The organism is Geodermatophilus obscurus DSM 43160 (genome assembly GCF_000025345.1).
Taxonomy (GTDB): Bacteria; Actinomycetota; Actinomycetes; order Mycobacteriales; family Geodermatophilaceae; genus Geodermatophilus; species Geodermatophilus obscurus.
Genome location: NC_013757.1, coordinates 523459 through 548749 on the forward strand (window position 1 = coordinate 523459; position 25291 = coordinate 548749).

A 25291-nucleotide genomic window follows, 5' to 3' on the forward strand; every position below is an offset into this window, starting at 1 on the left:
ACATGGCACGCCTGCTCGAGCAGGCGCAGCAGATGCAGCAGCAGCTGGCTGCCGCGCAGGAGCAGCTGGCGCAGGAGGAGGTCACCGGCACGGCCGGCGGCAACCTGGTCAGCGTGACGATGACCGGGCAGGGCGAGGTCACCGCGGTGACGATCGCGCCGGCGGCCGTCGACCCGGACGACGTCGAGAGCCTGCAGGACCTCATCGTCGCGGCCTTCCGCGACGCCTCCCGCGCTGTCAACGAACTCACCGCCAGTCGCATGGGGCCGCTCGCCGGCGGCCTCGGCGGCGGCCTGGGGCTGCCCGGCCTGTAGAGGCCGCGGCGCCCCTCCACGACGAGAGGAACACCGTGTACGAGGGGGCCGTCCAGGACCTCATCGACGAGCTCGGCCGGCTGCCCGGCGTCGGGCCGAAGAGCGCCCAGCGCATCGCCTTCCACCTGCTGGCGGCGGAGTCCGCGGACGTCGGCCGGCTGGTCGCGGCGCTGCAGCGCGTGCAGGCCGAGGTCCGCTTCTGCAGCACCTGCTACAACGTCGCCGAGGGCGAGCAGTGCCGTATCTGCCGCGACCCGCGGCGGGCCGACGACGTCATCTGCGTCGTCGAGGAGCCCAAGGACGTCGTCGCGATCGAGCGCACCCGCGAGTTCCGCGGCCGCTACCACGTGCTCGGCGGCGCGATCAGCCCGATCGAGGGCGTCGGCCCCGACGACCTGCGGGTCAAGGAGCTGATGACCCGGCTGATGAGCGGTGCGGTCACCGAACTGATCATCGCCACCGACCCCAACCTCGAGGGCGAGGCCACCGCGGCCTACCTGGCGCGGCTGGTCGGCCCGCTCGGGCTGGCCGTCTCCCGGCTGGCCAGCGGACTCCCGGTGGGCGGCGACCTAGAGTACGCCGACGAGGTCACGCTGGGCCGGGCGTTCGAGGGCCGCCGCCGCATCGACGCCTGAGCAAGGCCCCCTGCCCCTGCTGACCTGGGCCGATACCAGGTCACAGGATGGTGTCGATGAGGCTTCCCGGCTCACCGGGGCGCGGACGTCCGCCTAGGGTCCGACGCACGTCCGTGAGGGCTTGCACCCTCCGGCCGCGAAGTCGGGAACTCATCCGGCCCACAGGGGCCCAGAAGGCAGGTCTTCCGCGATGCAGCGTCGTCCCCAACGCGCGCTCGCCGCCTCGGCGGCCGCGCTCACCGCAGTCACCCTGGCTGCCTGTGCCTCGAGCGACCGGGACACCGGTGGTGGCGGGGAGGGCGGTGGTGAGGCCCGGTCCGGCGGCACCATGGTCTTCGGCGCCACCGGCGACCCCGCGATGCTCGACCCGGCGTTCGGCAGCGACGGCGAGACCTTCCGCGTCTCCCGCCAGGTCTTCGAGGGCCTGCTCGGCAACGAGCTCGGTGGCACCGACCCCGTCCCCGAGCTGGCCGAGGACTGGGAGGTCAGCGAGGACGGGCTGGAGTACACCTTCAACCTGCAGCAGGGCGTCCAGTTCCACGACGGCACAAACTTCAACGCCGAGGCGGTCTGCTTCAACTTCGACCGCTGGTACAACTTCGAGGGCCTGGCCACCAGCCCGAGCGCCTCGTACTACTACCAGGCGGTCTTCGGCGGCTTCGCCAGCACGCCGGACACCCCGAGCATCTACGAGAGCTGCGAGGCGACCGACGAGAACACCGCGGTCATCCGGCTCACCCAGGTCACCTCGAAGTTCCCCGCCGCGCTGGCGCTGCCGGCGTTCTCCATCCAGAGCCCGACGGCCCTGCAGGAGTACGACGCCGACAACCTGTCCGGTGCCGAGGACGCGCTGGCCTACCCCGAGTACGCCCTGGAGCACCCGACCGGCACCGGGCCCTTCCGGTTCGAGAGCTGGGACCGCGGCAACGGTCAGGTCACCCTGGTCCGCAACGAGGACTACTGGGGCGAGCCGGCGCTGCTCGACGAGCTCATCATCCGCACCATCCCGGACGGCAACACCCGCCGCCAGGAGCTGCAGGCCGGCTCGATCGACGGCTACGACTTCGTGGCGCCGGCGGACTACCAGTCGCTGCAGGACGAGGGTCACCAGGTCCTGGTCCGCGACCCGTTCAACATCCTCTACCTGGGCTTCAACGGCGGGAACGTCCCCGGCACCAGCGCCAACCCGGCGCTGCAGGACCCGCGGGTGCGGCAGGCCATCGCGCACGCGATCGATCGCGACACGATCGTCAGCTCGCTGCTCCCCGAGGGCGCCGAGGCGGCCATCGAGTTCATGCCGCCGACGGTCGACGGCTACGCCGAGGACGTCACGACCTACGACCACGACCCGAACCGGGCGCGGCAGCTGCTGCAGGAGGCCGGGGCCGAGGGCACGACGCTGCGGTTCTACTACCCGACCGAGGTCAGCCGCCCCTACCTGCCGGACCCGGCCGCGATGTTCCAGGTCATCAGCCAGGACCTGACCGACGCCGGCTTCACCATCGAGCCGGTCGCGCTGCCGTGGAACCCGGACTACCTGAACGCCGTCCAGTCCGGTCAGGCTGACATCCACCTGCTCGGGTGGACCGGTGACTACAACGACGCCTACAACTTCATCGGCACCTTCTTCGCCGAGGCGTCGAACAACCAGGCGTCGGCGGAGTTCGGTGCGTTCAGCGCGCCGGAGATCTTCCAGGCGCTCGCCCGTGCCGACCAGGAGCCGGACCCGGCCGCCCGTACCGCGCTCTACCAGGAGGCGAACCGGCTGATCATGGACTACCTGCCCGGTGTCCCGATCTCCCACTCGCCGCCGGCTCTGGTCGTCGCGGAGAACGTCACGGGTCTGGAGCCCAGCCCGCTGACCGCCGAGGTCTTCTCCACGGTCTCCATCAGCGAGTGACCCTGCGCCCGTCCCCGCCGGCGGCCTCCGGGCCGCCGGCGGGGACGGTGTCGTGACCGGCCCCTGCCCGAGGGAAGGACGACCCGCACGCCGTGCTCCGCTTCATCGTCCGACGGCTCCTGCAGCTCGTCCCGATCCTGCTGGGCCTGTCGGTCCTGCTCTTCGCCTGGCTGCGCGCCCTGCCCGGCGGCCCGGCCCAGGCCGCCCTCGGCGAGCGGGCGACGCCCGAGGCCATCGCCCGCTACAACGAGCTCTTCGGCCTCGACCAGCCGCTCTGGGTCCAGTACCTGCGCTTTCTGGGGCGCGCCGTCCAGCTCGACTTCGGGACGTCGGCCCGCACCGGCCGCACGGTGACCACCGAGTTCCTCGAGCGGATGCCGGGCACCGTCGAGCTGACGCTGTTCGCCATGGTCTTCGCCATCGGCGTCGGCATCCCGCTGGGCTACCTGGCCGCCCGTCGGCACGGCAGCTGGCTGGACTCCAGCGCCGTCATCGGCTCGCTGCTCGGCGTGGCGATCCCGGTCTTCTTCCTCGCCTACCTGCTCCGGCTGCTGTTCGCCGTGGAGCTCGGCTGGCTGCCCGGTTCGGGCCGCCAGGAGGTGCGCATCGACGCCACCCACATCACGAACTTCTACGTCCTCGACGGCCTGCTGACCCGCGAGTGGGACGCCGCCTGGGACGCCCTGCTGCACCTGGTCCTGCCGGGCGTCGCGCTGGGCACCATCCCGCTGGCCATCATCGTGCGGATCACCCGCGCCTCGGTGCTCGACGTCGTCAACGAGGACTACGTCCGGACGGCGAACGCCAAGGGCCTCTCGGCCGACACCGTGCGCCGGCGGCACGTCATCCGCAACGCCCTGCTCCCGGTGTCCACGACGATCGGCCTGCAGACCGGCCTGCTGCTGTCCGGCGCGGTGCTCACCGAGACGGTCTTCGCCTTCGGGGGAGTCGGGTCGGCGATCTACGACGCGATCTTCACCCGCGACTTCGCCGTCCTGCAGGGCTTCATCCTCATGCTGGCGGTGGTCTACGTCCTGGTGAACCTGCTGGTCGACATCTCCTACGGCCTGCTCGACCCGAGGGTGCGCGTCCGATGAGCTCGCGAATCGGACGGGGGCAGGGCCGATGACGGCGCTGGGGGACGTGCGACGGCAGCGGATCGACGAGCTCGCCGCCCGAGCCGGGCAGGTGCCCGAGGGCGAGGGCGGGGTGTCGCTCGTCAGGAGCGCCTTCCGCCGGCTGCGGCGCAACCCGGTGGCGATCCTGGGCGCGGTCATCGTCGTGGTGTTCCTGTTCGTCGCCGCGTTCGCCCCGTGGCTGGCCCCGCGCGACCCGCTGGCGCAGACGCTGCTGAGCGAGGTCCGCCCCGGGTTCATCCCCGGTGCCCAGGAGGGCTTCCCGCTCGGCGCCGACCAGCTCGGCCGCGACCTGCTCTCCCGGCTGGTCTACGGCTCGCGGCAGTCGCTGCTCATCGGCGTGGTGTCGACGGTCCTCGGCGCGGTCGTCGGGATGGTCCTGGGCGTGCTGGCCGGCGCCTTCGGCGGCTGGGTCGACACCGTGGTCATGCGGTTCATCGACATCGTCCTGTCGATCCCCAGCCTGCTGATGGCGATCAGCATCTCGGTGCTGCTGGGCCAGAACCAGTACGCCCTGATGATCGCCATCGCGGTCACCCAGGTGCCGGTCTTCGCCCGGCTGCTGCGCGGCTCGATGCTGGCCCAGCGCGGGAGCGACTACGTGCTCGCGGCGCGGGCCCTGGGCGTCAAGCGCGGCCGGATCGTGTTCGGCCACGTGCTGCCGAACTCGCTGTCACCGGTGATCGTGCAGGGCACGCTGTCCCTGGCGACGGCGATCATCGAGGCGGCCGCGCTCTCCTTCCTCGGCCTCGGCGACCCGGACATCGCCCGGCCGGAGTGGGGCGCGATGCTGTCCACCGCACAGGACTTCCTGTCGATCCGACCGGGCCTGGCGGTGTGGCCGGCGGTGTGCATCATCGTGGTCGCGCTGGGCTTCACCCTGCTCGGGGAGTCGCTGCGGGAGGCCCTCGACCCGAAGTTCCGCCGATGACGACGCCCGAGCGAGGAGCGGAACGAGCGCGGAGTCGAGCAGAGGGCAGGGAGGTGGACGGGTGACGATCGAGGCGATGCCGCCGGAGGGCGCCCTGCGCAGCGACGTCCCCGTGCTCGAGGTCGACGACCTGTCGGTGACCTTCGCCCGACGCGGCGAGCAGCCGACGCTCGCCGTCGACGGGGTCAGCTTCTCGGTGTCCGCGGGCGAGACGATCGGCCTGGTGGGGGAGTCCGGCTGCGGGAAGTCGGTGACCTCGCTGGCGGTGATGGGCCTGCTGCCCAAGCGCGGGGTGCAGGTCGGCGGCTCCGTGCGGCTGGCCGGCACCGAGCTGCTCGGCGCGCCCGACCGGACCCTGCGCCGGCTGCGCGGGTCGGAGATGGCGATGGTCTTCCAGGACCCGCTGTCCTCGCTCAACCCCACCGTGCCGATCGGCACCCAAGTCACCGAGGTGCTGGTCGAACACCGTGACATGGGCAAGAAGGAGGCCGCCGCCGAGGCCACCGACCTGCTGGACCGGGTCGGCATCCCCGACCCCGCGCGCCGGCTCAAGGAGTACCCGCACCAGCTGTCGGGCGGCATGCGGCAGCGGGCGCTGATCGCGATGTCGCTGGCCTGCTCGCCCCGGCTGCTCATAGCCGACGAGCCGACGACGGCCCTCGACGTGACCATCCAGGCGCAGATCCTGGAGCTCTTGCGCGAGCTCGTCGTCGACACGGGGACGGCGCTGGTGATGATCACCCACGACCTGGGTGTCGTCGCCGGGCTCTGCGACCGCGTGCACGTCATGTACGCGGGCAAGGTGATCGAGACCGCCGACCGGCACGAGCTGTTCGCCCGGCCCCGCCAGCCCTACACCGGCGGGCTGCTCGCCTCGGTGCCGCGGCTGGACGCCGGGCGCGGGGTCCCGCTGACGCCCATCCGCGGGTCGGCCCGCGACACCATCCCGTGGGCCGAGGGATGCGCCTTCGCCCCGCGGTGTGACAACGCCCAGGACGATTGCCTCACCGAGGTCGCAGGGAGCACCGTGCCGCTGGAGTACGACGGGCCAGGCCGCGAGCTGCGCTGCCGCCACCCGCTGACCTATCCGGAGCAGACCCCGGCCGGGGCCACCGCGTCGGGAGCCGGGCGGTGACCGCCGCGAGCGAGCCGCTGCTGCGGGTCGAGGGCCTGCAGGTGCACTTCCCGATCAAACGCGGGGTGTTCGTCGACCGCACGGTCGGCCACGTCCGCGCCGTCGACGGCGTCGACCTGGCCATCGACCGAGGCACCACCTACGGGCTGGTGGGCGAGTCCGGCTGCGGCAAGTCGACCCTGGGCCGGGCCGTCCTCCGGCTGGTCGAGCCGACCGCCGGCCGGGTGCTCTTCGATGGCACCGACGTCGCCTCGCTGGGCGGTGAGCCGCTCCGGCACATGCGCCGGCGGATGCAGATGGTCTTCCAGGACCCGCTGGGCAGCCTGGACCCGCGGCAGGACGTCGAGTCGCTGCTGTCCGAACCGCTGAAGGCGCACGGCCTGGGTGGGGGGAAGGCCGGCATCGCGACGCGGGTGCGGGAGCTGCTGGACGCCGTCGGGCTGCCGTCCGCGGCGCTGCGCCGCTACCCGCACGAGTTCTCCGGCGGGCAACGGCAGCGCATCGGCATCGCCCGGGCCATCTCGCTGGAGCCGGACCTGCTGATCGCCGACGAGCCGGTCTCCGCCCTCGACGTCAGCGTGCAGGCGCAGGTGGTCAACCTGCTGGAGGAGCTGCAGCAGCGCCTTGGCCTCACCTACCTGGTCATCGCCCACGACCTGGCGGTGGTGCGGCACATCAGCGACGTCGTCGGGGTCATGTACCTCGGGTCGCTGGTCGAGCAGGCGCCGGCCGACGCGCTCTACGACGAGCCCCTGCACCCCTACACGCGGGCGCTGATGAGCGCCGTCCCGGTGCCGGACCCGGTGGTCGAGGAGCGCCGCGAGCGGATCCTGCTCGCCGGCGACCTGCCCTCGCCGGCCGACCCGCCCAGCGGCTGCCGGTTCCACACCCGCTGCCCGTGGCGGCAGGAGACGCGCTGCGACGACGAGGTGCCGGTGCTGCGCGAGCTGGCGCCCGGCCACTCCGCTGCCCCCCACCCTCCCCGCCACCTCGTCAGCTGCCACTGGGCCGAGGAGATCCGGGACGGCGTCCTGCGGCCCAGGTCGGCCGACGAGGTCGCCGCCACCCAGGGCGTGTCGGTGCGGGCCACCGGCGCGGACGGCGCCTTCGAGACCGACGCGCTGGTCCAGGGCGTCGACGAGCCGATCGAGCGCCGCTGACATCGTCCTGTCACCGGACGACACCGCGGCCAGGTGCCGTCCCCCTGTCGCGCTGAGCACACCCGTCGCCCGGTGTCCGGGAGCCTCCGGCCCCCGCGCCACCCGACATCACTCCAGGACGACGTCGTCCCCCCGGCGCAGCGCCCGGCGGACCCGCAACCGCAGGATGCGGGCGTAGGCGCGGACGAACTGCGTGTAGCCGGGCGTCGGGCCGTGGTAGCCGAGGAAGCCGTGCGGGCCCTCGACCATCTCGCCGGTCCGGACGTCGTAGCGGCTCTGGTGCCACGGGCAGACCAGGCAGCCGTCGGCGTCCACCGTGCCCTCGGAGAGGTCGGCGAGCTGGTGGCGGCAACGCCTGGAGACGGCGAAGTACCGGCCGACCCGGTTGCCGACGGCCCAGTCGCCGACGCGGTGGACCGCTCCCGGCGGCAGGTCGGCGGCGGGGATCCGGTCGGGCTCGGTCATGCGTCCTCCACGGTCTCGGGTCCGGCCCCTACCCCGGAGACGACGGGTCAGACCGCCCGGCCCGGGTAGGGTCGCCGCACCCGACTCCCGGAGGTCCCTCGTGCGCCGGCTGCTCGCCGTCCTCGCCCCGCTGGCCGCCGTGGTCCTCCTCGGCGGGGGCCCGGCGCTGGCCGAGCCGCCGTTCGACGTGCCTGCGCAGGTCACCGACCGCGCCGGCGTCCTCGTCGGGAACGAGTCGGCGGTCGAGGCCGCGGTCACCGAGCTGCAGGCCGAGGAGCAGCTGCAGCTGTTCGTGGTCTACGTCGACTCCTTCGACGGCCTCGATCCGGACGAGTGGGCGACCCGGACCGCCGAGCTGTCCGGGTTGGGCGGCAACGACGTCCTGTTCGCCGTCGCCGTCGAGGACCGGCGCTACACGTACAACCCGCCCGCGGACTTCCGGCTCTCCGACCAGGAGATCGAGGAACTGATCGCCTCCGACGTCGAGCCGGAGCTCACCGCTGGGGACTTCGACGGCGCGGCCGTCGCCTTCGCCGAGGGGCTGGGTGGCGGTGGCGGTGACGGCGGCAGCGGGCTGGGCACGGTCGCGGTGGTGGGCGGCATCGCGGCGGTCGCGGGTGGCGCCTACCTGGTCACGCGGTCCCGCCGCCGCCGGCAGGGGCCACCGCCTGCCCAGCGGCTGGAGCGGCCGGACCCGCACGCCGGCGTCCCGACCGAGCAGCTGGAGGCGCAGGCGAGCACGGCGCTCCTGGAGCTCGACGAGGCGGTCAAGACCTCCCGGCTCGACCTCGACTACGCTCGCCTGCAGTACGGCCAGGAGGCGGTCGCCGGCTTCGCCGAGGCGCTGACGGCCTCGGAGCAGGAGCTGGCGCGGGCCTTCGCGCTGCGCCAGCAGCTGGACGACGAGGTGGGCGGGCGGGAGGCCGGCACAGCCGAGCTGACGAAGCGGCGGCTGCTCACCGAGATGCTCCAGCTGACCGCCGCGGCCGACGCCCGCCTCGATGAGCAGGCCGAGGCCTTCGACCGGCTGCGCGACCTGGAGCGCACCGCGCCACAGGCCCTCGACGCGCTGGCCTCCCGCGCCACGGCGCTGCGCGGCCGGTTGCCCGCCGACGAGGAGCGCTTCGCCGCCCTGCAGCGCCGGTACGCCCCGGCCGCGCTGGCGCCGGTCGCTGACAACCTGGCGCAGGCCCGGGCGCGGCTGGACGCGGCCGAGCAGGAGATCACCGAGGCCCGTGGCGAGATCGCCGCGGGGCGGGCGGGCGCCGCCGTCGGGGACATCCGGGTCGCCGAGGACGCCCTCGCCCAGACCGGCACGCTGCTGGACGCCGTCGCCCGGCTGGGCACCGACCTGCAGGCCGCCGAGGCCCGGGTCGCGCAGGTGCGGGCGGAGACCGAGGAGGACCTCGCCGAGGCCCGAGCGCTGCTCGCCGGCGGCACCGGCGGGGGCCTGCGCCCGCAGGTGGCCCGGGCCGAGGCGGCGCTGACCGCGGCCGACGCCGCGCTGCGCCCGGCCGACGGCGGCCGGCCCGACCCGATGGCCGCGCTCCGCCGGCTGGAGGAGGCCGACATCGCGCTGGAGCAGGCCCTGGGCCTGGCCCGGGACGCCGACCAGCGGGCGCGACGGGCCGCGGCGTCGCTGGACCAGGCGCTGCTCACCGCCCGGTCGGGCGTCGCGGCCGCCGGCGACTTCATCGGCACCCGCCGCGGCGCTGTCGGCCCCGAGGCCCGGACCCGGCTGGCCGAGGCGCAGCGGCACCTGGACCTCGCGGTCGCGCAGGGCCGCACCGACCCGGTCGGCGCGCTGCGGGAGGCCCAGATGGCCGACACGCTGGCCCAGCAGGCGCTGCAGCAGGCGCAGTCCGACGTGGCCGGCTGGGGCGGTGGGGGCTACGGCCCCGGGGGCTACGGTCCGGGCGGCTACGGCGGTGGGTACGGGCCGGGCGGGTTCGGTGGGGGCTACGGCGGAGGCCGGGGCGGCGTGGACCTGGGCAGCCTGGTGCTCGGCGGGATCCTCTTCGGCGGCGGCCGGGGTGCCGGCGGCTACGGCGGGAGCTACGGAGGCGGCGTCGGCGGCGGGTTCGGCGGTGGTGGCGGGTCCCGCGGCGGCGGGCGGCGCTCGGGCAGCTTCGGCGGCTCGCGCAGCCGGGGCCGCTCCGGAAGCGGTCGGTTCTGACCCCCTGGGAACTGTCGGACCCCGGTGTCAGGGTGGCCCTCCCCACCCGACGAGGAGGAGCGATGCCCACTCGGAACACCCCGTGGCCGGCCGGCACCCCGTGCTGGGTCGACTACGGCGCCTCGGAGATCGACGCCGCCAAGGACTTCTACGGCCGTCTGTTCGGCTGGGAGTTCGAGGGCGGTGACCCGGAGTACGGCGGGTACCTCAACGCCACCCGCAACGGCGAGCCGGCCGCCGGCCTCGGCCCGCTGATGAACCCGGGCGACTCCCCGGGCTGGACGACGTACTTCGCGACCGACGACGCCGCGGCCACGGCCGCCCGCATCCGTGAGGCCGGCGGCACCGTCGTCGTGGAGCCCATGGAGGTCGGGCCGATGGGCACCATGGTCATCGCCACCGACCCGCAGGGGAACGCCTTCGGCCTGTGGCAGTCCGGGGAGCACACCGGGTACCGGGTCTTCAACGAGCACGGCTCGCTGGTCTGGTGCGACGCCGCGGTCGACGACCCGGCGGCCGCCCGGGAGTTCTACTCGGCGGTGTTCGGGTTCACCTTCGCCGAGGTCCCCGGCGCCGAGGGCTACACCACGTTCGCCATCGGGGCGGACCCGCTCGGCGGCCTGGGCGGTCACCAGCCGGGCTCCCCCAAGGGCTGGGCGGTCTGCTTCGCGGTCGACTCGACCGACGACGCCGTCGCCACGGTCGAGGCCGGCGGCGGCAAGGTGACGATGGCCCCGATGGACACCGAGTACGGCCGCATCGCCGTCGTGGAGGACCCGTGGGGTGCCCCGCTGTCGGTGATGGAGCCGCCGAAGGGCAGCTGAGCGGCGTTGCCGTGAGCCGGTGCGACGGGGCGCCGGCCCGCGACCCTGGCCCTCAGCCGCGCACCTGGCCGTAGGTGTGCTCGGGCCGCAGCCGGACGACGAGGCGGTGGTCGGCGACCATGGCCGCGCGGTAGGCGTCCCAGTCGTCGTGCTCGCCGCTGAGGGCGCGGTAGTAGGCCACGAGCTCCTCGACGGTCGCGTCGTGCGGGTCGGTCGCGACCGCGGTGAGCTCGGCGGTGCCCTCGACGGCGACCCAGGTCCAGAAGTCCGGCGAGGTCACGTGCAGCGTCGCCCGTGGATCGGCCCGCAGGTTGCGGGTCTTGGCGCGGTCGGCGGTCACCGAGATGCGGGCCAGCTGCTGTTCGTCGTCCCACGCGTAGAAGAGGTTCGACAGCTGCGGGCGGCCGTCCCGCTTGAGGGTCGCCAGCACGCCTGCGTGCTGCGTGGCGACGAAGGCGAGCATGCGGGGGTCCACGGCGGCGCTCATGCCGGCAGGAACGTCGTCGTGCTCCGTCTTGTGCCCTACCGGCCGGGGCCGGGGCCGGGGCCGCGGTCAGCGTCCGGACGGCGTCAGGGTCGCCGACCGAGGGCCGTCCGAGGCCGCCGGGGGGACGCAGACGCGGTTCCGGCCGCTGCGCTTCGCGCGGTACACGGCGGCGTCCGCCGCCGCCTGGAGCCCGACCGCATCGCCCCACGTGACGGTCGCCGCCCCGACGCTCACCGTGGCGGCGTAGGGAGCCGCGGTGGTGCGCACGGAGGCCACCAACCGTTCGGCGATCCCGGTCGCCTCCGACAGGTCGGTGTCCGGCAGCAGGAGGGCGAACTCGTCGCCGCCCAGGCGCCCGCTGACGTCCTCGCTCCGGGTCAGGCCGGCCAGCGTCTCGCCGACCAGGCGCAGCACCGCGTCCCCGGCCAGGTGGCCCAGGCTGTCGTTGACGGTCTTGAACTCGTCGACGTCCACGAGCAGCAGGCTGAGCGGCCGGTCGGCCGTGGTGCGGGCCGCCTCGGTGCGCAGCCGTTCGTGGAAGGTGCGGTGGTTCAACGCCCCGGTGAGCCCGTCGCGCTCGGCGAGGAGGGCGACCTGCCGGGCGTAGGCGGCGGTGCGCTGGTAGGCCCGCTGGTGGTTCGCCGACGCGAAGGCGCAGGTGGCCGTGGCGACCGCCAAGGCGAGCGCACCCACCAGGACGTCGTCGGCCGGTGCGCCGCCGACGCCGAGGCCCACGCCCAGGTAGCCGACCAGGATGGTGCTGCCGGCCAGCGCGACCCCGACCGGCGGGTAGGCCAGCGCGGCGTGCGCCAGCAGCACGAACAGGAACAGGACGTAGGGGCTGTCGACCCCTCCGTCGAGCAGGCAGAACGCGGTCACCAGGGCGATGCCCGCGGCCTCCCAGGCGTCGAAGAACAGCCGGCCGCGGGGGTGGCGGACCAGCCGGTCGACCGGGATCAGCGCCAGCAGCGGAGCCGTTGCGGCCACCACCGCGGCCACGGCGAGGACGAGTCCGGCGCGAGGCGGGTCGATGGTCAGGGTCCGCACGGCGATGATCGCCGGGAGGACCTCGCACAGCACGATCCCGCTGACGGTGTGCCGCCGCCAGAAGGCGACCCGCTCCTCGTCCTGGGCCAGCGCTCTCATGCTCATGTCATCGCACCGGCTGCCCGGTCCCCACAGGAACCAGGCCGTTCCTCTACCCCTTCGGAGGGAGAGCGGGAGCCCCCGGTCCCTCCTAGCGCACCCGTCCCCGGGCCTTGAGCGGCACCGGCGGCAGCGGCGGGGCCTCCAGCCGGTCGCCGTCGTGACCGACGACGGCGCCGAAGCGCTCGTCCTCGGCGTTCCACGCCTGCGCGTACTCGATGATCTCCTCGCCGGAGCGGCCGACGAAGTTCCACCACATGACGATCCGCTCCTCGAACGGCTCGCCACCGAGCAGCAGCAGCCGGGCCGGCTCGGCCGCCCGCACCCGCACCCTGCGCCGCCCGGTGCCCAGGTAGAGCATCGCGCCGACCTCCAGCGGCGCGTCCTCCACCCCGGCCGACCCGGAGGAGGCCAGCAGGGCGTACTCGAAGTCCGGTTCCAGCGACAGCTCGACATCCGCCCCGGCGGCCAGGTCCAGGTCGGCACCCACCAGCGGGGTGTGCGCGATCCCCGGCGACGTCGCTCCGCCGAGGCCGCCCATGAGCACGGTCGCGGTCAGCCCGTCGGACGTGAACCCGGGCAGCGACGGGTGGTGGGCGAAGTCCGGGGCGGTCTCGCGTGCTGCCTCCGGCAGCGCCACCCACAGCTGGGCGCCGTGCAGGTAGCGGGGGTGCACCGCGGGGGACTGCTCGGAGTGCGCGATGCCGTGGCCCGCAGTCATCAGGGCCAGCTCCTTCGGGCGGATGCGGGCGTCGCTGCCCAGCGAGTCGCGGTGGTGCACCTCGCCCTCGAGCAGCCAGGACACCGTCTGCAGCCCGGTGTGCGGGTGCGGCGGCACCTGCATGCCGGGGAAGGAGGAGATGTCGTCGGGGCCGTAGTGGTCGACGAACGCCCACGCGCCGACCAGCCGGCGGCCCAGGGTGGGCAGCAGCCGGCGCACCCGGGTGCTCTCGCCGAGCAGCACCTCCTTGCCCGGCAGCAGGTCCAGCACCGGGCCGGCGGGGGTGCCCGCCAGCCCGCCCAGCTCGCGGGCCGGCGGGCGGCGGTCGAGGTTGCTCATGGTCGGGTCCTCCGAGCGGTCGTCACCGGTACTCCGGGGCGGTCGGACAGCGCAGGGCGTCGAGGTCCCAGCCGGCGCGGCGGGCGCCGGCGACGTAGGCGCTCTCCAGGAAGTCGAGGACGACGGCGCGCGGGTCGGTCGCGGTGCGCACGTCCTCGTAGGGCAGCAGCGCCAGGTGCGCGCCGCGGCTGTCGATCCAGCGTGCCGCGGCCGGCCGCAGCGGCTCCTCGACCAGGCCCGCCGGCTCGGGGGCGGTGTAGGAGTAGAAGGCCGGCTCGGGCACCTGGTCGTCGCCGAACCAGAAGCCGGCGCTGACGACCTCGTGCGAGTAGGCCTCGCGGGTGACCGGGTCGACGCCGGCGGGTTGCTCCACCCGCCGGTCGGAGAACCGGGTGACGGCGAGGTCGAAGGTGTGCCAGAAGTGGTGCACCGGGCTGGTCTTGGCGTAGCTGCGCCCGGCGAACTCCTCGAGCACCTGCGCCACCTGACCCAGCACCACCCAGTAGCGGGTCACCATGGCCCGGTCGTAGGACGTGTGGTGCTCGTCCTCGGCGAACGGCGTGCGGTCGGCCAGGTCGAACGGGATCGGGATGTCGACGGTGGCCGGCAGGCCGAGCGTCGCGAGGGTGTCCAGCAGCTGCCGGTAGAACGCCGCCACGCTGAGCCCGGGCAGCGGGAACGAGGCCCGCCGGCCGTCGGCGACGGCTACCTCCAGCCGGTGGTCGACCAGGTCGAGGTCGACGGCGAAGACCGGGTCGAAGCCCATCGGCCGGGTGGTGAGGCCCCGGCCGGTCAGGTGGAAGGGGATGTGCCACCAGTGGTTGCGCCGCGGGGCGTTGGCCAGGCGCAGCTTGCCGACGATCTGCAGGAACCGGTGCACGGTCTCCTTGGTGTCGGCCCACTCGGCCAGCGGCATGGGCGGGAAGACGGGCACGGCGGGCTCCTCCTCGGGGTACCGGTCGGGCCAGCATGCCGATCCGGGAGGCGGCGCGGTAGTCGCCCGTACCGAGCGGCGGGATCGCCTGTCTCGCACGGCTGCAGGTGGCGGGACGTGCGAGGTCGCCGATCCCGCCGGTACGTGGAGGCGGCGTCAGGAGGCGCGTTCGCGCAGGCCGTCGTCCCCGTCGTGCGCGGCCGCGAGTGCAGCGGCGACGACCTCGGCGTCGTCCAGGTGGACCGCGTCGCGGGGGTCGGTGGTGTCCAGCAGCCGGGTCTCGTGGCCGCGCCCCACGACCAGGACGACGTCGGCCGGACCGGCGGCACGCACCGCTGCGGTGATCGCCTCCCGCCGGTCGGGGACCGTGCGCACCGCCGCCGGCGTGCCGAGCAGTCCAAGGCGGAGCTCGGCCCTGATCGCGGCCGGGTCCTCGCCGTGGCTGCCCTCGTTGGTCAGCCACACGCAGTCGGCGGCGCGGGCGGACTCGCCCAGTCCCTGGCGCTTGTACCGGTCGCGCCGACCGCGGGCGCCGACCACCAGGTGCACCCGCCCGCCGGGGCCGGTGAGGTCGCGGACCGTGTCGACCGCGGCGGCCAGTGCGCGCGGTGTGTGCGCGTAGTCCACGACGACGACCGGCCGCCCCGATCCGCCCAGCACGGTGTTGCGCCCCCGCGGTGGGGCCACCGCGGCCAGCCCGGCGGCGATCCGGTCCGGCGGAACGCCCAGCACCCGGCCGGTGGCCCAGGCGGCCGCCAGGTTGGTCACGTGCACGCGGCCGACCAGCGGGCTGCGCACCCGGTGTCCACCGGCATCGTCGCCCAGCAGCACCTCGGTGCCCGCGGCGCCGGTGCGCCAGCCGAGCACCCGGACGTCGGCGTCGGCACCGGACCCCACCCGGGTCACCCGCACCGCCGCCTGGTCGGCCAGTCGCCGTCCCCACGGGTCGTCGGTGACGACGACGCCGGCGGCGGTCCGGCCGGGCTCGAACAGCCGGGCCTTGCTGGCCCAGTACTGCTCGACGGTGCCGTGGTGGTCGAGGTGGTCCTCCTCGAAGCCGGTGAAGACCGCGACCTCGAAGGCGAGCCCGTCCATGCGGCCCATGTCCAGTGCGATGGAGGAGGCCTCCACGACCGCCCGACGCGCACCGGCCTCGACCATCGCGCCCAGCAGCTCGTGCAGCTCGGGCGCCTCCGGCGTGGTCAGGGCCGTCTCCCGCGAGAGACCGGCGACCTGCGCGCCGAGGGTGCCGACGACGCCGGTGCAGGTGCCGGCCGCCTCGAGGACGCCGCGCACCAGTGCGCTGGTCGTCGTCTTGCCGTTGCTGCCGGTCACCCCGACCAGCCCCAGCGCCCGCGCCGGGTCGCCGGCGAGCAGGGCGCCCAGGGGGCCGAGCTGCGCCCGCACCGACGGCACGCACAGCTGGGGGAGGGAGGTCTCCACGGGCCGGTCGACGAGCAGCGCCATGGCCCCTGCGGCCGCCGCGGCGGGGACGTGGCGGTGGCCGTCGCTCGTCGCGCCCCGCACGCAGGCGAACAGCGATCCCGGGACGACGCGCCGCGAGTCGGTCACCAGACCCCGCACGGTCAGGTCATCGGCGCCGCCGGCTCGCGTGACCGGGCTGCCGGGGACGGTCCGGGCGCGGTGCTCGACCTCCGACCAGGGGATCGAGGGGAGGCGCACCCGACCGACGGTAGGTGCGTGCGGGCAAACGCGCAGACCAGGCCGCTCGTCCTGCCCGGACCCCGCGCGCCGCTGACGCACTGAGACGTGCACAACACACCCCGGGACCAGGTCCGTCGGTCGGGTGCCGGGCACGTCCCCCGGCCGGACGACGCGGGACGTTCGTGCGCGCGGTGGTCGCCTCCTCCGCACGGACCGGCCGCGCGGATACTGGAGGCGATGAGCGCACCCCTGAACCTGGTCAACCTCGAACGGGTGCACAAGGCGCACGGCACCACCGTCATCCTCGACGACGTCTCCCTCGGCGTCGCCGCGGGTGAGCGGATCGGTGTCGTCGGCCGCAACGGCGGCGGCAAGAGCACCCTGCTGTCGCTGATGACCGGCGCCGACCAGCCAGACTCCGGCCGCGTCACCCGCCGCGGCGACCTCGCCATGGGCGTCCTGGACCAGTCAGGCACGCTCCCGCCCGGGACGACCGTGCGCGACGTCGTCCTGCCGCCCTCGATGTTCGCCGCCGAGCACGAGTGGGCCGGCGACCCGGCCGTCCGCTCCGTCCTCACCGGCTTGGAGCTGGACCGGCTCGGCCTCGACGCTCCCGTCGCGCCGATGTCCGGCGGCGAGCGGCGGCGGGTCGCGCTGGCCGCCCAGCTGATCCGGCCACTGGACCTGCTGGTCCTGGACGAGCCGACCAACCACCTGGACGTGGAGGGCGTCGCCTGGCTCGCGGAGTACGTGAAGGCCCGCGCCGGTGGCCTCGTCGTCGTCACCCACGACCGGTGGTTCCTCGACGAGGTCTCCACCACCACGTGGGAGGTCGCCGACGGCAAGGTGCACGCCTACGACGGCGGGTACTCGGCGTACACGCTGGCCCGGGCGGAGCGGGCGCGGATCTCGGCGGTACAGGAACAGCGGCGGCTCGACCTGGTGCGCAAGGAGCTGGCCTGGCTGCGCCGCGGTCCGCCGGCCCGCACCAGCAAGCCGAAGTTCCGGATCGAGGCGGCCCAGGCACTGATCGCCGACGAGCCGCCGGCGCGGGACTCGATGGCGCTGAAGGGCTTCGCCGCCCGGCGCCTCGGCAAGACCGTCTACGACGTCGAGGACGTCGACTACGCCGTGCCCACCGAGGACGGGCCGCGGCCGTTGTTCGAGGACCTGACCTGGCACGTCGGCCCGGGCGACCGGATCGGCGTCGTCGGGGTCAACGGGGCCGGGAAGACGTCGCTGCTGCGGCTGCTGGTCGGCGAGACCGAGCCCGACCGCGGCCGGGTGGTGCGCGGGCAGACCGTCGCGCCGGCGTACCTGTCGCAGCACGTCACCGAGCTGCCCGGCCGCCTCCGGGTGCTGGAGGCGGTGCAGGAGATCGCCCGCATCGCCCGGATCGGCAACCAGGAGATCTCGGCGTCCTCCCTGGCCGAGCGTTTCGGGTTCGCGGCGAACCGGCAGTGGACACCGGTCGGCGACCTCTCCGGCGGTGAGCGGCGCCGGCTCCAGCTGCTGCGGCTGCTGATGGCCGAGCCGAACGTGCTGCTGCTCGACGAGCCCACCAACGACCTCGACATCGACACGCTCACCGCGCTGGAGGACCTGCTCGACGGCTTTCCCGGAACGGTGCTGGTGGTCAGCCACGACCGGTACTTCGTCGACCGGGTGTGCGACAAGGTGGTGGCCCTCCTCGGTGACGGCACGCTCGCCGAGCTGCCCGGTGGCGTGGAGGAGTACCTGCAGCGGCGCGCGGCCGGTGGTGCGCCGCTGACCACGACGGCCGGTACCGCCGCCGGGGCTCCTCCCGCATCCCGCCCGGCCGTCTCCGCCGCCGACTCCCGCGCGGCCAAGAAGGAGGCCAGCCGGCTGGAGCGACGGATGCTCAAGCTGGACGCCGACGAGAAGCAGCTGCACGAGCAACTGGCCGCCGCGGCGACCGACTACGCGAAGGCCGCCGAGTTGGACGGGCAACTGCGGGCGGTGCGGGCGGAGAAGGAACAGGTCGAGGAGGACTGGCTGACGGCAGCCGAGGTCGCCGAGGGCTGACCTCTGGCGACGGTCGAGGCCGGCCCACGCGGGGTAGAGGAGCACCGGGCCAGCCCGGCCCACCCGCCTGAGAGAGCGGGCTGGTCAAGCCGGGCGGGTAGTCTGGGGCACCGCCGGCCGTCGTCCGACCGACGTTCCTGGTGTCCCCGAGCCGCCCAACGACTCCCGGAGACACATGCTCGTCCTGCTGCTCCTCCACCTGTTCGCCAGCGTGCTGGCGCCCGTGCTCGTGCGGTGGTGGGGGCGGCAGGCCTTCCTCGCCCTCGCACTGGTGCCCGCCGCCGGCTTCGCCTGGGTGCTGTCCCGGCTCGGCCCGGTCCTCGCCGGCCAGGAGCCGCGCGAGACGCTGCCGTGGATCCCCGCCCTCCAGCTCGACGTCGCCCTGCGGCTCGACGCCCTGGCGCTCACCTTCGCCGCGCTGGTCACCGGCGTCGGCGCGCTGGTGCTGGTCTACTGCGCCCGCTACTTCTCCCCGGGCGAGGAGGGCACCGGCCGCTTCGCCGGCTCCCTCACCGCCTTCGCCGGCTCCATGCTCGGCCTCGTCCTCGCCGACGACATGCTGCTGCTCTACGTCTTCTGGGAGCTCACGACCGTCTTCTCCTTCCTCCTGATCGGGGGCTCGGGGCGGCGGCTGGCCGCGCGCCGGGCGGCGTCGCAGGCGCTCATCCTGACGACCGCCGGCGGCCTCGCGATGCTGGTCGGGCTCATCCTCATCGGCCGGGCCAGCGGCTCCTTCCTGCTCTCCGAGGTCGTCGCCGAGCCCGGCAGCGGCACCGGGGTGACCGTCGGCGTGGCCCTGGTGCTCGCCGGGGCGGTCACCAAGTCCGCCCTCGTGCCGTTCCACTTCTGGCTGCCCGCGGCCATGGAGGCGCCGACGCCGGTCAGCGCCTACCTGCACGCCGCGGCGATGGTGAAGGCCGGCGTCTACCTGGTCGCCCGGCTGGCACCGGGCTTCGCCGACGTCCCCGGATGGCGGCCGGTCGTGCTCGGCCTGGGCGTGGCGACCATGCTGGTCGGCGGGTACCGCGCCCTGCGCCAGAAGGACCTCAAGCTGCTGCTGGCCTTCGGCACGGTCAGCCAGCTGGGCTTCCTCGTGACGCTCGTGGGCGCGGGCAGCTCGGAGCTGGCCGCGGCCGGCCTGGCCATGACGCTGGCGCACGCGCTGTTCAAGTCCACCCTCTTCCTGACCGTCGGCGTCGTCGACCACGCGACCGGCACCCGCGACCTGCGCCGGCTGTCCGGCCTCGGCCGGCGGCTGCCGCTGCTCGCCGCCATCGGCGCCGCCGCCGCGGCCTCCATGGCCGGGTTGCCGCCGCTGCTGGGCTTCGTCGGCAAGGAGGCCGCGTTCACCGCCCTGCTGGACGGCGGGGTGCCCGACCGCACCGTCGCGCTCGTCGTCCTCACCGGCGTGGTCGCGGGCTCGGTGCTCACCGCGGCCTACACCGCGCGCTTCGTGTGGGGCGCCTTCGCCCGCAAGCCCGGCGTCGAGGACAGCGAGCTCGAGCACCCGCCGGAGCCGCTGTTCCTCGCCGCCCCCGCCGTCCTGGCGCTGACCGGGCTGGTCCTCGGGCCGGCCAGCCCGCTGCTGGACCCGCTGGTCGTCGCCTACGCCGAGACGCTGCCGCTGCTGGCCCCCGAGGCCGAGCACCTGGCGCTGTGGCACGGCTGGCAGCCCGCGCTGGCGCTGTCGGCGCTGACCGTCGCCGGCGGTGCCGCGCTGTTCGCCGTCCGCGGGCCGGTCCAGCGCCTGCAGCGGCGGGTGGCCGTCGGCGCCTCGGCCGACGAGGGCTACTGGAACGTGGTCCAGGGGATCGACCGGCTCTCGGTGCTGGTCACCGGCACCACCCAGCGCGGGTCGCTGCCGGCCTACCTCGGCACGATCCTGGTCGTCGTGCTGGCGCTGCCCGGCACGCTGCTGCTCACCCGCGCCCCGTGGCCCGGCGAGTGGCGGGCCTGGGACACCCCGGTGCAGGCGGTGGTCGGCGTCGTCGTCGTGACCGCTGCCGCGCTCACCCTGCGGATCCGCCAGCGGCTGTCGGCGGTGCTGGTCGTCGGCGTCACCGGCTACGGCATCGCCGTCGTCTTCGCGCTGCAGGGCGCCCCCGACCTCGCGCTCACCCAGTTCCTCGTCGAGACGCTCACCCTCGTGGTCTTCGTGCTGGTGCTGCGCAAGCTGCCCAAGGACATCTCCGAGCGGCACCGGCCGCGCGAGCGCGCCGTCCGCGGGGTCATCGCCGTCGCGGTGGGCGCGTTCATGGCCGCCGCGGGCGCGGTGGCGCTGTCCGCCCGCACCGCGACGCCGGTGTCAGCGGGCTGGCCGGGGCCCGCCTACGACTTCGGCGGCGGCAAGAACGTCGTCAACGTGACCCTGGTCGACATCCGCGCCTGGGACACCCTCGGCGAGATCTCGCTGCTGGTCGTCGCCGCCACCGGCGTGGCCAGCCTCGTCTTCCTCCGGGGACGCACCGGCGGCGTCGACCGGGTGACCCGGGCGGACCTGGCCCAGCGGCGCGAGCGCGGCCGGCGGGCCCCGCGGGACCGCTGGCTGGCCGCCACCGCGACGCTCGACCCGGCCCGGCGCTCGGTCGTGCTCGAGGTCGTCACCCGGCTGCTGTTCCACACGATCATGGTGTTCTCGCTGTACCTGCTGTTCTCCGGGCACAACGAGCCCGGTGGCGGGTTCGCCGGCGGCCTGGTCGCCGGCCTGGCGCTGGTGCTGCGCTACCTGGCCGGTGGGCGCTACGAGCTCGGCGAGGCCGCGCCGGTCGCGCCGGGCCTGCTGCTCGGCGGCGGGCTGCTCTTCGCGGGCGGCACCGGCGTGGCCGGCCTGCTGCTGGGCGCCGGGGTGCTGCAGACGGCGATCCTGCAGACCACGCTGCCGGTGCTCGGCGACGTCAAGCTCGTGACCTCGCTCTTCTTCGACATCGGCGTCTACCTGATCGTCGTCGGGCTGATCCTCGACGTGCTGCGCAGCCTGGGCGCGGAGCTCGACCGCCAGGAGGACCAGGAGGACGAGATCGAGCTCGCCCCGGGAGAGGTGGTGCTGCGATGACCCCCACGATCGTGCTGCCGGTGATGATCGGCGGGCTCTACGCGGCGGGGGTGTACCTGCTGCTCGACCGCAGCCTCACCCGCGTGCTGCTGGGTTTCGTGCTGCTGGGCAACGCCACCAACCTGCTGCTGCTCTCGACCGGTGGCCCGGCGGGGCTGGCGCCGATCCTCGGCTACTCCGACCCGGAGCAGTTCAACGACCCGCTGCCGCAGGCGCTGATCCTGACCGCCATCGTGATCACCTTCGGCGTCTCGGCGTTCGTGCTGGCGATCATCCACCGCTCGTGGCGGCTGGCCCGCAACGAGGCCGTCGGCACCGACGAGGAGGACCGCCGGGTCGCCGCCCGGAAGGCCCCCGACGCCGACGAGCTCGATCCGGACGACCTGGCCCCGGAGGACCGCGCCGCCATGCACGCCGACTCCCGGGCCGGGGTCCTCGAGGATCTCGCCGACGACGTCGACCTGCCGGCGGGGAGCGGCGCCCGGTGATCGAGGTCCTCGCCCCGCTGCCGGTGCTGCTCCCGCTCCTCGGGGCCGCCGGTGCGCTGCTGGTCTCCGGGCACCCGACCTTCCAGCGCGCGCTCAGCACCTCCGTGCTTACGGCGGTGCTCGCCGTCTCGGTGGTGCTGCTGTTCGTCGCCGACGCCGAGGGTGCGACCTCGGTCTCCGTCGGCGGCTGGCAGGTCCCGCTGGGCATCGTGCTGGTCGTCGACCGGCTGTCGGCGCTGATGCTGGTGGTGGCCTCGACCGTGGCGCTCGGCGTCCTGGTCTTCGCCGTCGGCCAGGGGGCCGCCGACGGGTCGGAGGAGACCCCGCTGTCGATCTTCCACCCGACGTTCCTCGTGCTGGTCGCGGGCGTGGGCAACGCCTTCCTCGCCGGCGACCTGTTCAACCTCTACGTCGGCTTCGAGATCCTGCTGATGGCCTCCTACGTGCTGCTCACCCTGGGCGGGACGGCGGGACGCATCCGCGGCGGCATCACCTACATCGTGGTCAGCCTGACCAGCTCGCTGGTGTTCCTCGCCGCGATCGGGCTGGTCTACGCCGCGACCGGCACGGTGAACATGGCGCAGCTGGCGGTGCGGCTGGGCGAGCTGCCCGAGGGCACCCAGGTGCTGCTGCAGTCGATGCTGCTCATCGCCTTCGGCATCAAGGCCGCGGTGTTCCCGCTCTCGGCGTGGTTGCCCGACAGCTACCCGACCGCTCCCGCACCGGTCACCGCCGTCTTCGCCGGGCTGCTCACCAAGGTCGGCGTCTACGCGATCATCCGCACCCAGACGCTGCTGTTCCCCGGCGGCGCGCTCGACGACCTGCTGATGTGGGCGGCGCTGGCCACGATGCTGGTGGGCATCCTCGGCGCGGTCGCGCAGCGGGACCTGCGCCGGATGCTCTCCTTCACCCTGGTCAGCCACATCGGCTACATGGTGTTCGGCATCGCCCTGGGGACGGCAGCCGGGCTGGCCGGTGCCCTCTTCTACGTGGCCCACCACATCGCCATCCAGACGACGCTGTTCCTGGTCGCGGGGTTGGTCGAGCGCCAGGGCGGGACGACGTCGGTGGACCGGCTCGGCGGGCTGGCCCGGCGCTCGCCGCTGCTGGCGGTGCTGTTCTTCGTCCCGGCGATGAACCTGGCCGGGATCCCCCCGCTGTCGGGCTTCATCGGCAAGGTCGGCCTGCTGCAGGCCGGGGTCGCCGAGGGCAGCGCCGTGGCGTTCACGCTCGTCGCCGGCGGGGTCGTCACCAGCCTGCTCACGCTGCTCGCGGTCGCCCGTGTCTGGACCCGCGCCTTCTGGCGGTCGCCGAGCCAGTCGCCGGCCGAGGACACCGCCGCGGCCGCCGCGGCCGCGGCCGCGGTCCGGCACCGGCCGGAGAGCGACGGCGTGGCGTCGGACGGCGAGGCCGCGGACGGCGGGTCGCGCACCGCGCTGCAGGACGCCTGGCGCCGGCACACCGCGGTGGCGACGGCGGCCGAGCCCGACCTCCCACCCGCGGCCGGAGCGGTCCGGGCGCTGCGTCCGCTGCCGGGGACGATGGTGGGTGCCACCACGGCGCTGGTCGCGCTCACCGTGGCCCTCACCGGGCTGGCCGGACCGCTCTACGGCCTGGCCGACCGGGCCGCGACCGACCTGATCGACCGCACGCCCTACACCACCTCGGTGTTCGGGACGGAGGAGGTGCCGTGACGGTCGAGCCCGCCGCGACCCGGCTGCGCCACCAGGTCCCGCTCATGGCCTGGCTGGTGGTGGTGTGGATGCTGCTCTGGGGCACCTGGTCCTGGGCGAACCTGATCTCCGGCCTGCTCGTCGCGCTGACCGTGCTGACGCTGCTGCCGTTGCCGCACGTGGTCGGCGGCGCCCGGGTGCGGCCGCTGCCGCTGCTGGTCTTCCTCGGCCACTTCGTCGTGGACCTGTTCGCTTCCGGGGCCGAGGTCGCCTGGCAGGCCCTGCGGCCGGGCGGGGTGCACCGCACGGCGATCGTGCAGGTGCAGCTGCGCGCCGACTCCGACCTGCTGCTGACCATGGTCGCCGAGGCGACCTCGCTCGTCCCCGGCTCCCTGGTCCTCGACCTGGACCGGGAACACCGGGTGATGACCCTGCACATGCTGCCCGCACGCGACCTCGAGGACGTGGCGCGGAAGAAGGCGAACGTGCTGGTGGTCGAAGAGCGCCTGGTCCGGGCGTTCGGCTCGCCTGCGGACCTCGCCGCCCTCGACGGGTACGGGCGGGCGGAGGTGCGGACGTCGTGATGATCGTGAGCTCACTGCTGTACGCGCTGATCGGCGGGGGAGCGCTGCTGGCTCTCGTCCGCCTGGCGCGGGGACCCTCGCTGCTGGACCGGGTCGTCGCGACGGACACGCTGCTGGTGATCATCGCGGCGGGCCTGGCCGTGCACGCCGCGCTGCAGCGCGATCCCACGCTCGTACCGGTGCTGGTCGTGGTCTCGCTGCTGGCCTTCGTCGGCTCGGTCTCGGTCGCCCGCTACATCGGCGGGATGCTGCTGCGCTCCCGCACGGGGGACGGCAGTGACCTCGGCCTGCCGGTCGCGGCCGAGGTGCGGGAGGAGCAGCCGTGACGGCGCTGGCCGACGTCGTCGCGTTCGCCTGCCTGCTGGCCGGCGCCGTCCTGTGCCTCACCGCCGGGCTCGGGCTGGTGCGCTTCCCCGACGTGCTGTCCCGGATGCACGCCGGCACCAAACCCCAGGTGCTCGGCGTCCTGCTGGTGATGGTCGGCGCCGCGATCCGGCTGGACGGCTGGGCCAACGCGTGGATGCTGCTCCTCGTGGCCGCCTTCCAGATGCTGACCGCACCGGTGAGTGCGCACCTGATCAGCCGGGTCGCCTACCGCCGCCGGCACGTCCGGCGCGACCTGTTGCTCATCGACGAGTTCGGTCCGGCCGGCCACCAGGACCTGCGGTACCGGGGTGACGAGCCCGGCGACGCCCCGCCCGAGGAGGACGGGGTCCTTCCTCAGTCGAGCTGAGCTAGCCGGAACGGCAGTCCCTGGTCGTCGCGGCAGTACGCCGACGACCCGGAGTCCTGGCGCTCGACCGCACCGGCCTGACCGCCGGCGGTCTGCACCGCGGCGACCGCGACCTCGATGTCGTCGACCGCGTAGACCGGGACGGCGCCCGGGTCGGAGGCCTGCCCGCCGTGCAGGCCGACCGTCGGTGTCTGGCCCGGCGCCTCCCAGCCGTCGTCGACCCGGCCGGGGCTCAGCGACCAGCCGAGCACCGCCTCGTAGAAGTCACGGGCGCGGGCGCCGTCGGGCACCCGGAGCGTCAGGTGCACCGTGTCGCCGGGCCGGACCGGCGGTCGCGCAGCAGCCGGTCCACGGCTCGGCGTCTGCAGCATCCAGCGGTGCCCGAAGGGGTCGACCACGACGCCGGTGCGCCCGCCGGGGCCGTCGGACGGCCGCTCCACGGTCGCCCCGGCTGCGGCGGCCCGGTCGACGGCCGCCTCGACGTCGGACACCGACAGGTGCAGCGTGACGCCGACCCGACCGGCGTCCGGCGCGACCAGGCCCAGCTCGGGGTACTCGTCGGCGAGGTAGAGCGTCGCCCCGCCGACGTCGAGCTCGGCGTGCCCGATGCGGTCGTCGTCCATGACGTGGAGCTCACCCACCACGCGGGCACCCAGGGCGTCGGCGTACCACGCCGTCGCCGCCCGGGCGTCGCGCACGGTGAGGTAGGGCGTCAGCTGGGCCATCTCCCGATGGTGCCGCGACCGG

Annotated in this window: 23 protein-coding genes; 16 read left to right on the forward strand and 7 right to left on the reverse strand. The window is 74.5% G+C overall.

Features of this window, described 5'->3' with window-relative positions; genetic code table 11:
- The first annotated feature begins 2 nt into the window (after positions 1–2).
- The 7 genes from GOBS_RS02400 to GOBS_RS02430 all read left to right on the forward strand — a co-directional run bounded on the left by GOBS_RS02400 (position 3) and on the right by GOBS_RS02430 (position 7211).
- The gene (locus GOBS_RS02400) at positions 3–314 is read left to right on the forward strand and encodes a YbaB/EbfC family nucleoid-associated protein (RefSeq protein ID WP_243697622.1); all 312 of its coding nucleotides are present in this window, start codon (positions 3–5) and stop codon (positions 312–314) included.
- Between the two features lie 35 nt (positions 315–349).
- The gene (gene recR / locus GOBS_RS02405; RefSeq protein ID WP_012946702.1) at positions 350–949 is read left to right on the forward strand and encodes a recombination mediator RecR; all 600 of its coding nucleotides are present in this window, start codon (positions 350–352) and stop codon (positions 947–949) included.
- A 190-nt stretch (positions 950–1139) separates the two neighbouring features.
- Positions 1140–2849 (forward strand): ABC transporter substrate-binding protein, encoded by a 1710-nt coding sequence (locus GOBS_RS02410; protein ID WP_012946703.1) that lies wholly within the window; start codon positions 1140–1142, stop codon positions 2847–2849.
- 92 nt (positions 2850–2941) lie between these two features.
- Positions 2942–3946: an ABC transporter permease gene (locus tag GOBS_RS02415; protein ID WP_012946704.1), complete on the forward strand. Its 1005-nt coding sequence runs from the start codon at positions 2942–2944 to the stop codon at positions 3944–3946.
- A gap of 28 nt (positions 3947–3974) precedes the next feature.
- Positions 3975–4916: an ABC transporter permease gene (locus GOBS_RS02420; RefSeq protein WP_012946705.1), complete on the forward strand. Its 942-nt coding sequence runs from the start codon at positions 3975–3977 to the stop codon at positions 4914–4916.
- 61 nt (positions 4917–4977) lie between these two features.
- On the forward strand, positions 4978–6051 hold the full coding sequence (locus GOBS_RS02425) for an ABC transporter ATP-binding protein (protein ID WP_243697623.1): 1074 nt from the start codon (positions 4978–4980) through the stop codon (positions 6049–6051).
- The gene (locus GOBS_RS02430; protein WP_012946707.1) at positions 6048–7211 is read left to right on the forward strand and encodes an ABC transporter ATP-binding protein; all 1164 of its coding nucleotides are present in this window, start codon (positions 6048–6050) and stop codon (positions 7209–7211) included. Before GOBS_RS02425 ends, GOBS_RS02430 begins: the two co-directional genes overlap by 4 nt.
- A 108-nt stretch (positions 7212–7319) precedes the next feature.
- Here GOBS_RS02430 and GOBS_RS02435 read toward each other — a convergent pair whose 3' ends face one another.
- Entirely contained in the window at positions 7320–7676 is a 357-nt protein-coding gene (locus GOBS_RS02435) for a Rieske (2Fe-2S) protein (RefSeq protein ID WP_012946708.1), read from the reverse strand.
- A 100-nt stretch (positions 7677–7776) separates the two neighbouring features.
- On the opposite strand from GOBS_RS02435, the gene GOBS_RS02440 reads away from it, so the two are divergent.
- Together GOBS_RS02440 and GOBS_RS02445 are read left to right on the forward strand one after the other, a co-directional pair.
- Positions 7777–9852, forward strand: coding sequence for a TPM domain-containing protein (locus GOBS_RS02440; protein WP_012946709.1), 2076 nt, complete (start codon positions 7777–7779; stop codon positions 9850–9852).
- A 62-nt stretch (positions 9853–9914) separates the two neighbouring features.
- Complete coding sequence (locus GOBS_RS02445) at positions 9915–10676, forward strand: VOC family protein (protein WP_012946710.1); 762 nt, start codon at positions 9915–9917, stop codon at positions 10674–10676.
- Between the two features lie 52 nt (positions 10677–10728).
- On the opposite strand, the gene GOBS_RS02450 is transcribed toward GOBS_RS02445, so the two are convergent.
- From GOBS_RS02450 to GOBS_RS02470, 5 genes are all read right to left on the reverse strand, one after another.
- Positions 10729–11163: a PPOX class F420-dependent oxidoreductase gene (locus GOBS_RS02450; RefSeq protein ID WP_012946711.1), complete on the reverse strand. Its 435-nt coding sequence runs from the start codon at positions 11161–11163 to the stop codon at positions 10729–10731.
- 66 nt (positions 11164–11229) lie between these two features.
- Positions 11230–12315, reverse strand: coding sequence for a GGDEF domain-containing protein (locus GOBS_RS25110; RefSeq protein ID WP_012946712.1), 1086 nt, complete (start codon positions 12313–12315; stop codon positions 11230–11232).
- Positions 12316–12400: 85 nt separating this feature from the next.
- Positions 12401–13369, reverse strand: coding sequence for a pirin family protein (locus GOBS_RS02460; protein WP_012946713.1), 969 nt, complete (start codon positions 13367–13369; stop codon positions 12401–12403).
- 22 nt (positions 13370–13391) lie between these two features.
- Positions 13392–14303 carry a DUF5996 family protein gene (locus GOBS_RS02465; protein WP_012946714.1) on the reverse strand — a complete coding sequence of 304 codons (912 nt, stop codon included), beginning with the start codon at positions 14301–14303 and terminating at the stop codon, positions 13392–13394.
- Positions 14304–14459: 156 nt separating this feature from the next.
- Positions 14460–15986, reverse strand: coding sequence for a Mur ligase family protein (locus GOBS_RS02470; RefSeq protein WP_012946715.1), 1527 nt, complete (start codon positions 15984–15986; stop codon positions 14460–14462).
- A 219-nt stretch (positions 15987–16205) separates the two neighbouring features.
- Between GOBS_RS02470 and GOBS_RS02475 the strand changes: the two genes are divergently transcribed.
- The 7 genes from GOBS_RS02475 to mnhG all read left to right on the forward strand — a co-directional run bounded on the left by GOBS_RS02475 (position 16206) and on the right by mnhG (position 24544).
- Complete coding sequence (locus GOBS_RS02475; RefSeq protein ID WP_012946716.1) at positions 16206–18014, forward strand: ABC-F family ATP-binding cassette domain-containing protein; 1809 nt, start codon at positions 16206–16208, stop codon at positions 18012–18014.
- A gap of 175 nt (positions 18015–18189) precedes the next feature.
- Positions 18190–21066, forward strand: a complete 2877-nt coding sequence (locus GOBS_RS02480; RefSeq protein ID WP_012946717.1) for a Na+/H+ antiporter subunit A — start codon at positions 18190–18192, stop codon at positions 21064–21066.
- The gene (locus GOBS_RS02485) at positions 21063–21554 is read left to right on the forward strand and encodes a Na(+)/H(+) antiporter subunit C (RefSeq protein ID WP_012946718.1); all 492 of its coding nucleotides are present in this window, start codon (positions 21063–21065) and stop codon (positions 21552–21554) included. Before GOBS_RS02480 ends, GOBS_RS02485 begins: the two co-directional genes overlap by 4 nt.
- Positions 21551–23248 carry a Na+/H+ antiporter subunit D gene (locus GOBS_RS02490; RefSeq protein WP_012946719.1) on the forward strand — a complete coding sequence of 566 codons (1698 nt, stop codon included), beginning with the start codon at positions 21551–21553 and terminating at the stop codon, positions 23246–23248. The genes GOBS_RS02485 and GOBS_RS02490 overlap by 4 nt, the downstream gene beginning before the upstream one ends.
- A complete protein-coding gene (locus GOBS_RS02495) occupies positions 23245–23811 on the forward strand; it encodes a Na+/H+ antiporter subunit E (protein ID WP_012946720.1) in 567 nt (188 codons plus the stop codon). Before GOBS_RS02490 ends, GOBS_RS02495 begins: the two co-directional genes overlap by 4 nt.
- Positions 23811–24137, forward strand: a complete 327-nt coding sequence (locus GOBS_RS02500) for an MrpF/PhaF family protein (RefSeq protein ID WP_243697715.1) — start codon at positions 23811–23813, stop codon at positions 24135–24137. The genes GOBS_RS02495 and GOBS_RS02500 overlap by 1 nt, the downstream gene beginning before the upstream one ends.
- On the forward strand, positions 24134–24544 hold the full coding sequence (gene mnhG / locus GOBS_RS02505) for a monovalent cation/H(+) antiporter subunit G (protein ID WP_012946722.1): 411 nt from the start codon (positions 24134–24136) through the stop codon (positions 24542–24544). Before GOBS_RS02500 ends, mnhG begins: the two co-directional genes overlap by 4 nt.
- Here mnhG and GOBS_RS02510 read toward each other — a convergent pair.
- Positions 24532–25269, reverse strand: a complete 738-nt coding sequence (locus tag GOBS_RS02510; protein ID WP_012946723.1) for a VOC family protein — start codon at positions 25267–25269, stop codon at positions 24532–24534. The genes mnhG and GOBS_RS02510 overlap by 13 nt on opposite strands.
- Positions 25270–25291: the final 22 nt, after the last annotated feature.

Coding starts and splice junctions, on each gene's coding strand:
- GOBS_RS02460 (WP_012946713.1), bottom strand. CDS start 13,369: ATGAGCAACCTCGACCGCCGCCCGCCGGCCCGCGAGCTGGGCGGGCTG.
- GOBS_RS02500 (WP_243697715.1), top strand. CDS start 23,811: ATGATCGTGAGCTCACTGCTGTACGCGCTGATCGGCGGGGGAGCGCTG.
- GOBS_RS02450 (WP_012946711.1), bottom strand. CDS start 11,163: ATGAGCGCCGCCGTGGACCCCCGCATGCTCGCCTTCGTCGCCACGCAG.
- GOBS_RS02435 (WP_012946708.1), bottom strand. CDS start 7,676: ATGACCGAGCCCGACCGGATCCCCGCCGCCGACCTGCCGCCGGGAGCG.
- GOBS_RS02410 (WP_012946703.1), top strand. CDS start 1,140: ATGCAGCGTCGTCCCCAACGCGCGCTCGCCGCCTCGGCGGCCGCGCTC.
- GOBS_RS02420 (WP_012946705.1), top strand. CDS start 3,975: ATGACGGCGCTGGGGGACGTGCGACGGCAGCGGATCGACGAGCTCGCC.
- GOBS_RS02445 (WP_012946710.1), top strand. CDS start 9,915: ATGCCCACTCGGAACACCCCGTGGCCGGCCGGCACCCCGTGCTGGGTC.
- GOBS_RS02475 (WP_012946716.1), top strand. CDS start 16,206: ATGAGCGCACCCCTGAACCTGGTCAACCTCGAACGGGTGCACAAGGCG.
- GOBS_RS02400 (WP_243697622.1), top strand. CDS start 3: ATGGCACGCCTGCTCGAGCAGGCGCAGCAGATGCAGCAGCAGCTGGCT.
- GOBS_RS02510 (WP_012946723.1), bottom strand. CDS start 25,269: ATGGCCCAGCTGACGCCCTACCTCACCGTGCGCGACGCCCGGGCGGCG.
- GOBS_RS02485 (WP_012946718.1), top strand. CDS start 21,063: ATGACCCCCACGATCGTGCTGCCGGTGATGATCGGCGGGCTCTACGCG.
- GOBS_RS02480 (WP_012946717.1), top strand. CDS start 18,190: ATGCTCGTCCTGCTGCTCCTCCACCTGTTCGCCAGCGTGCTGGCGCCC.
- GOBS_RS25110 (WP_012946712.1), bottom strand. CDS start 12,315: ATGAGCATGAGAGCGCTGGCCCAGGACGAGGAGCGGGTCGCCTTCTGG.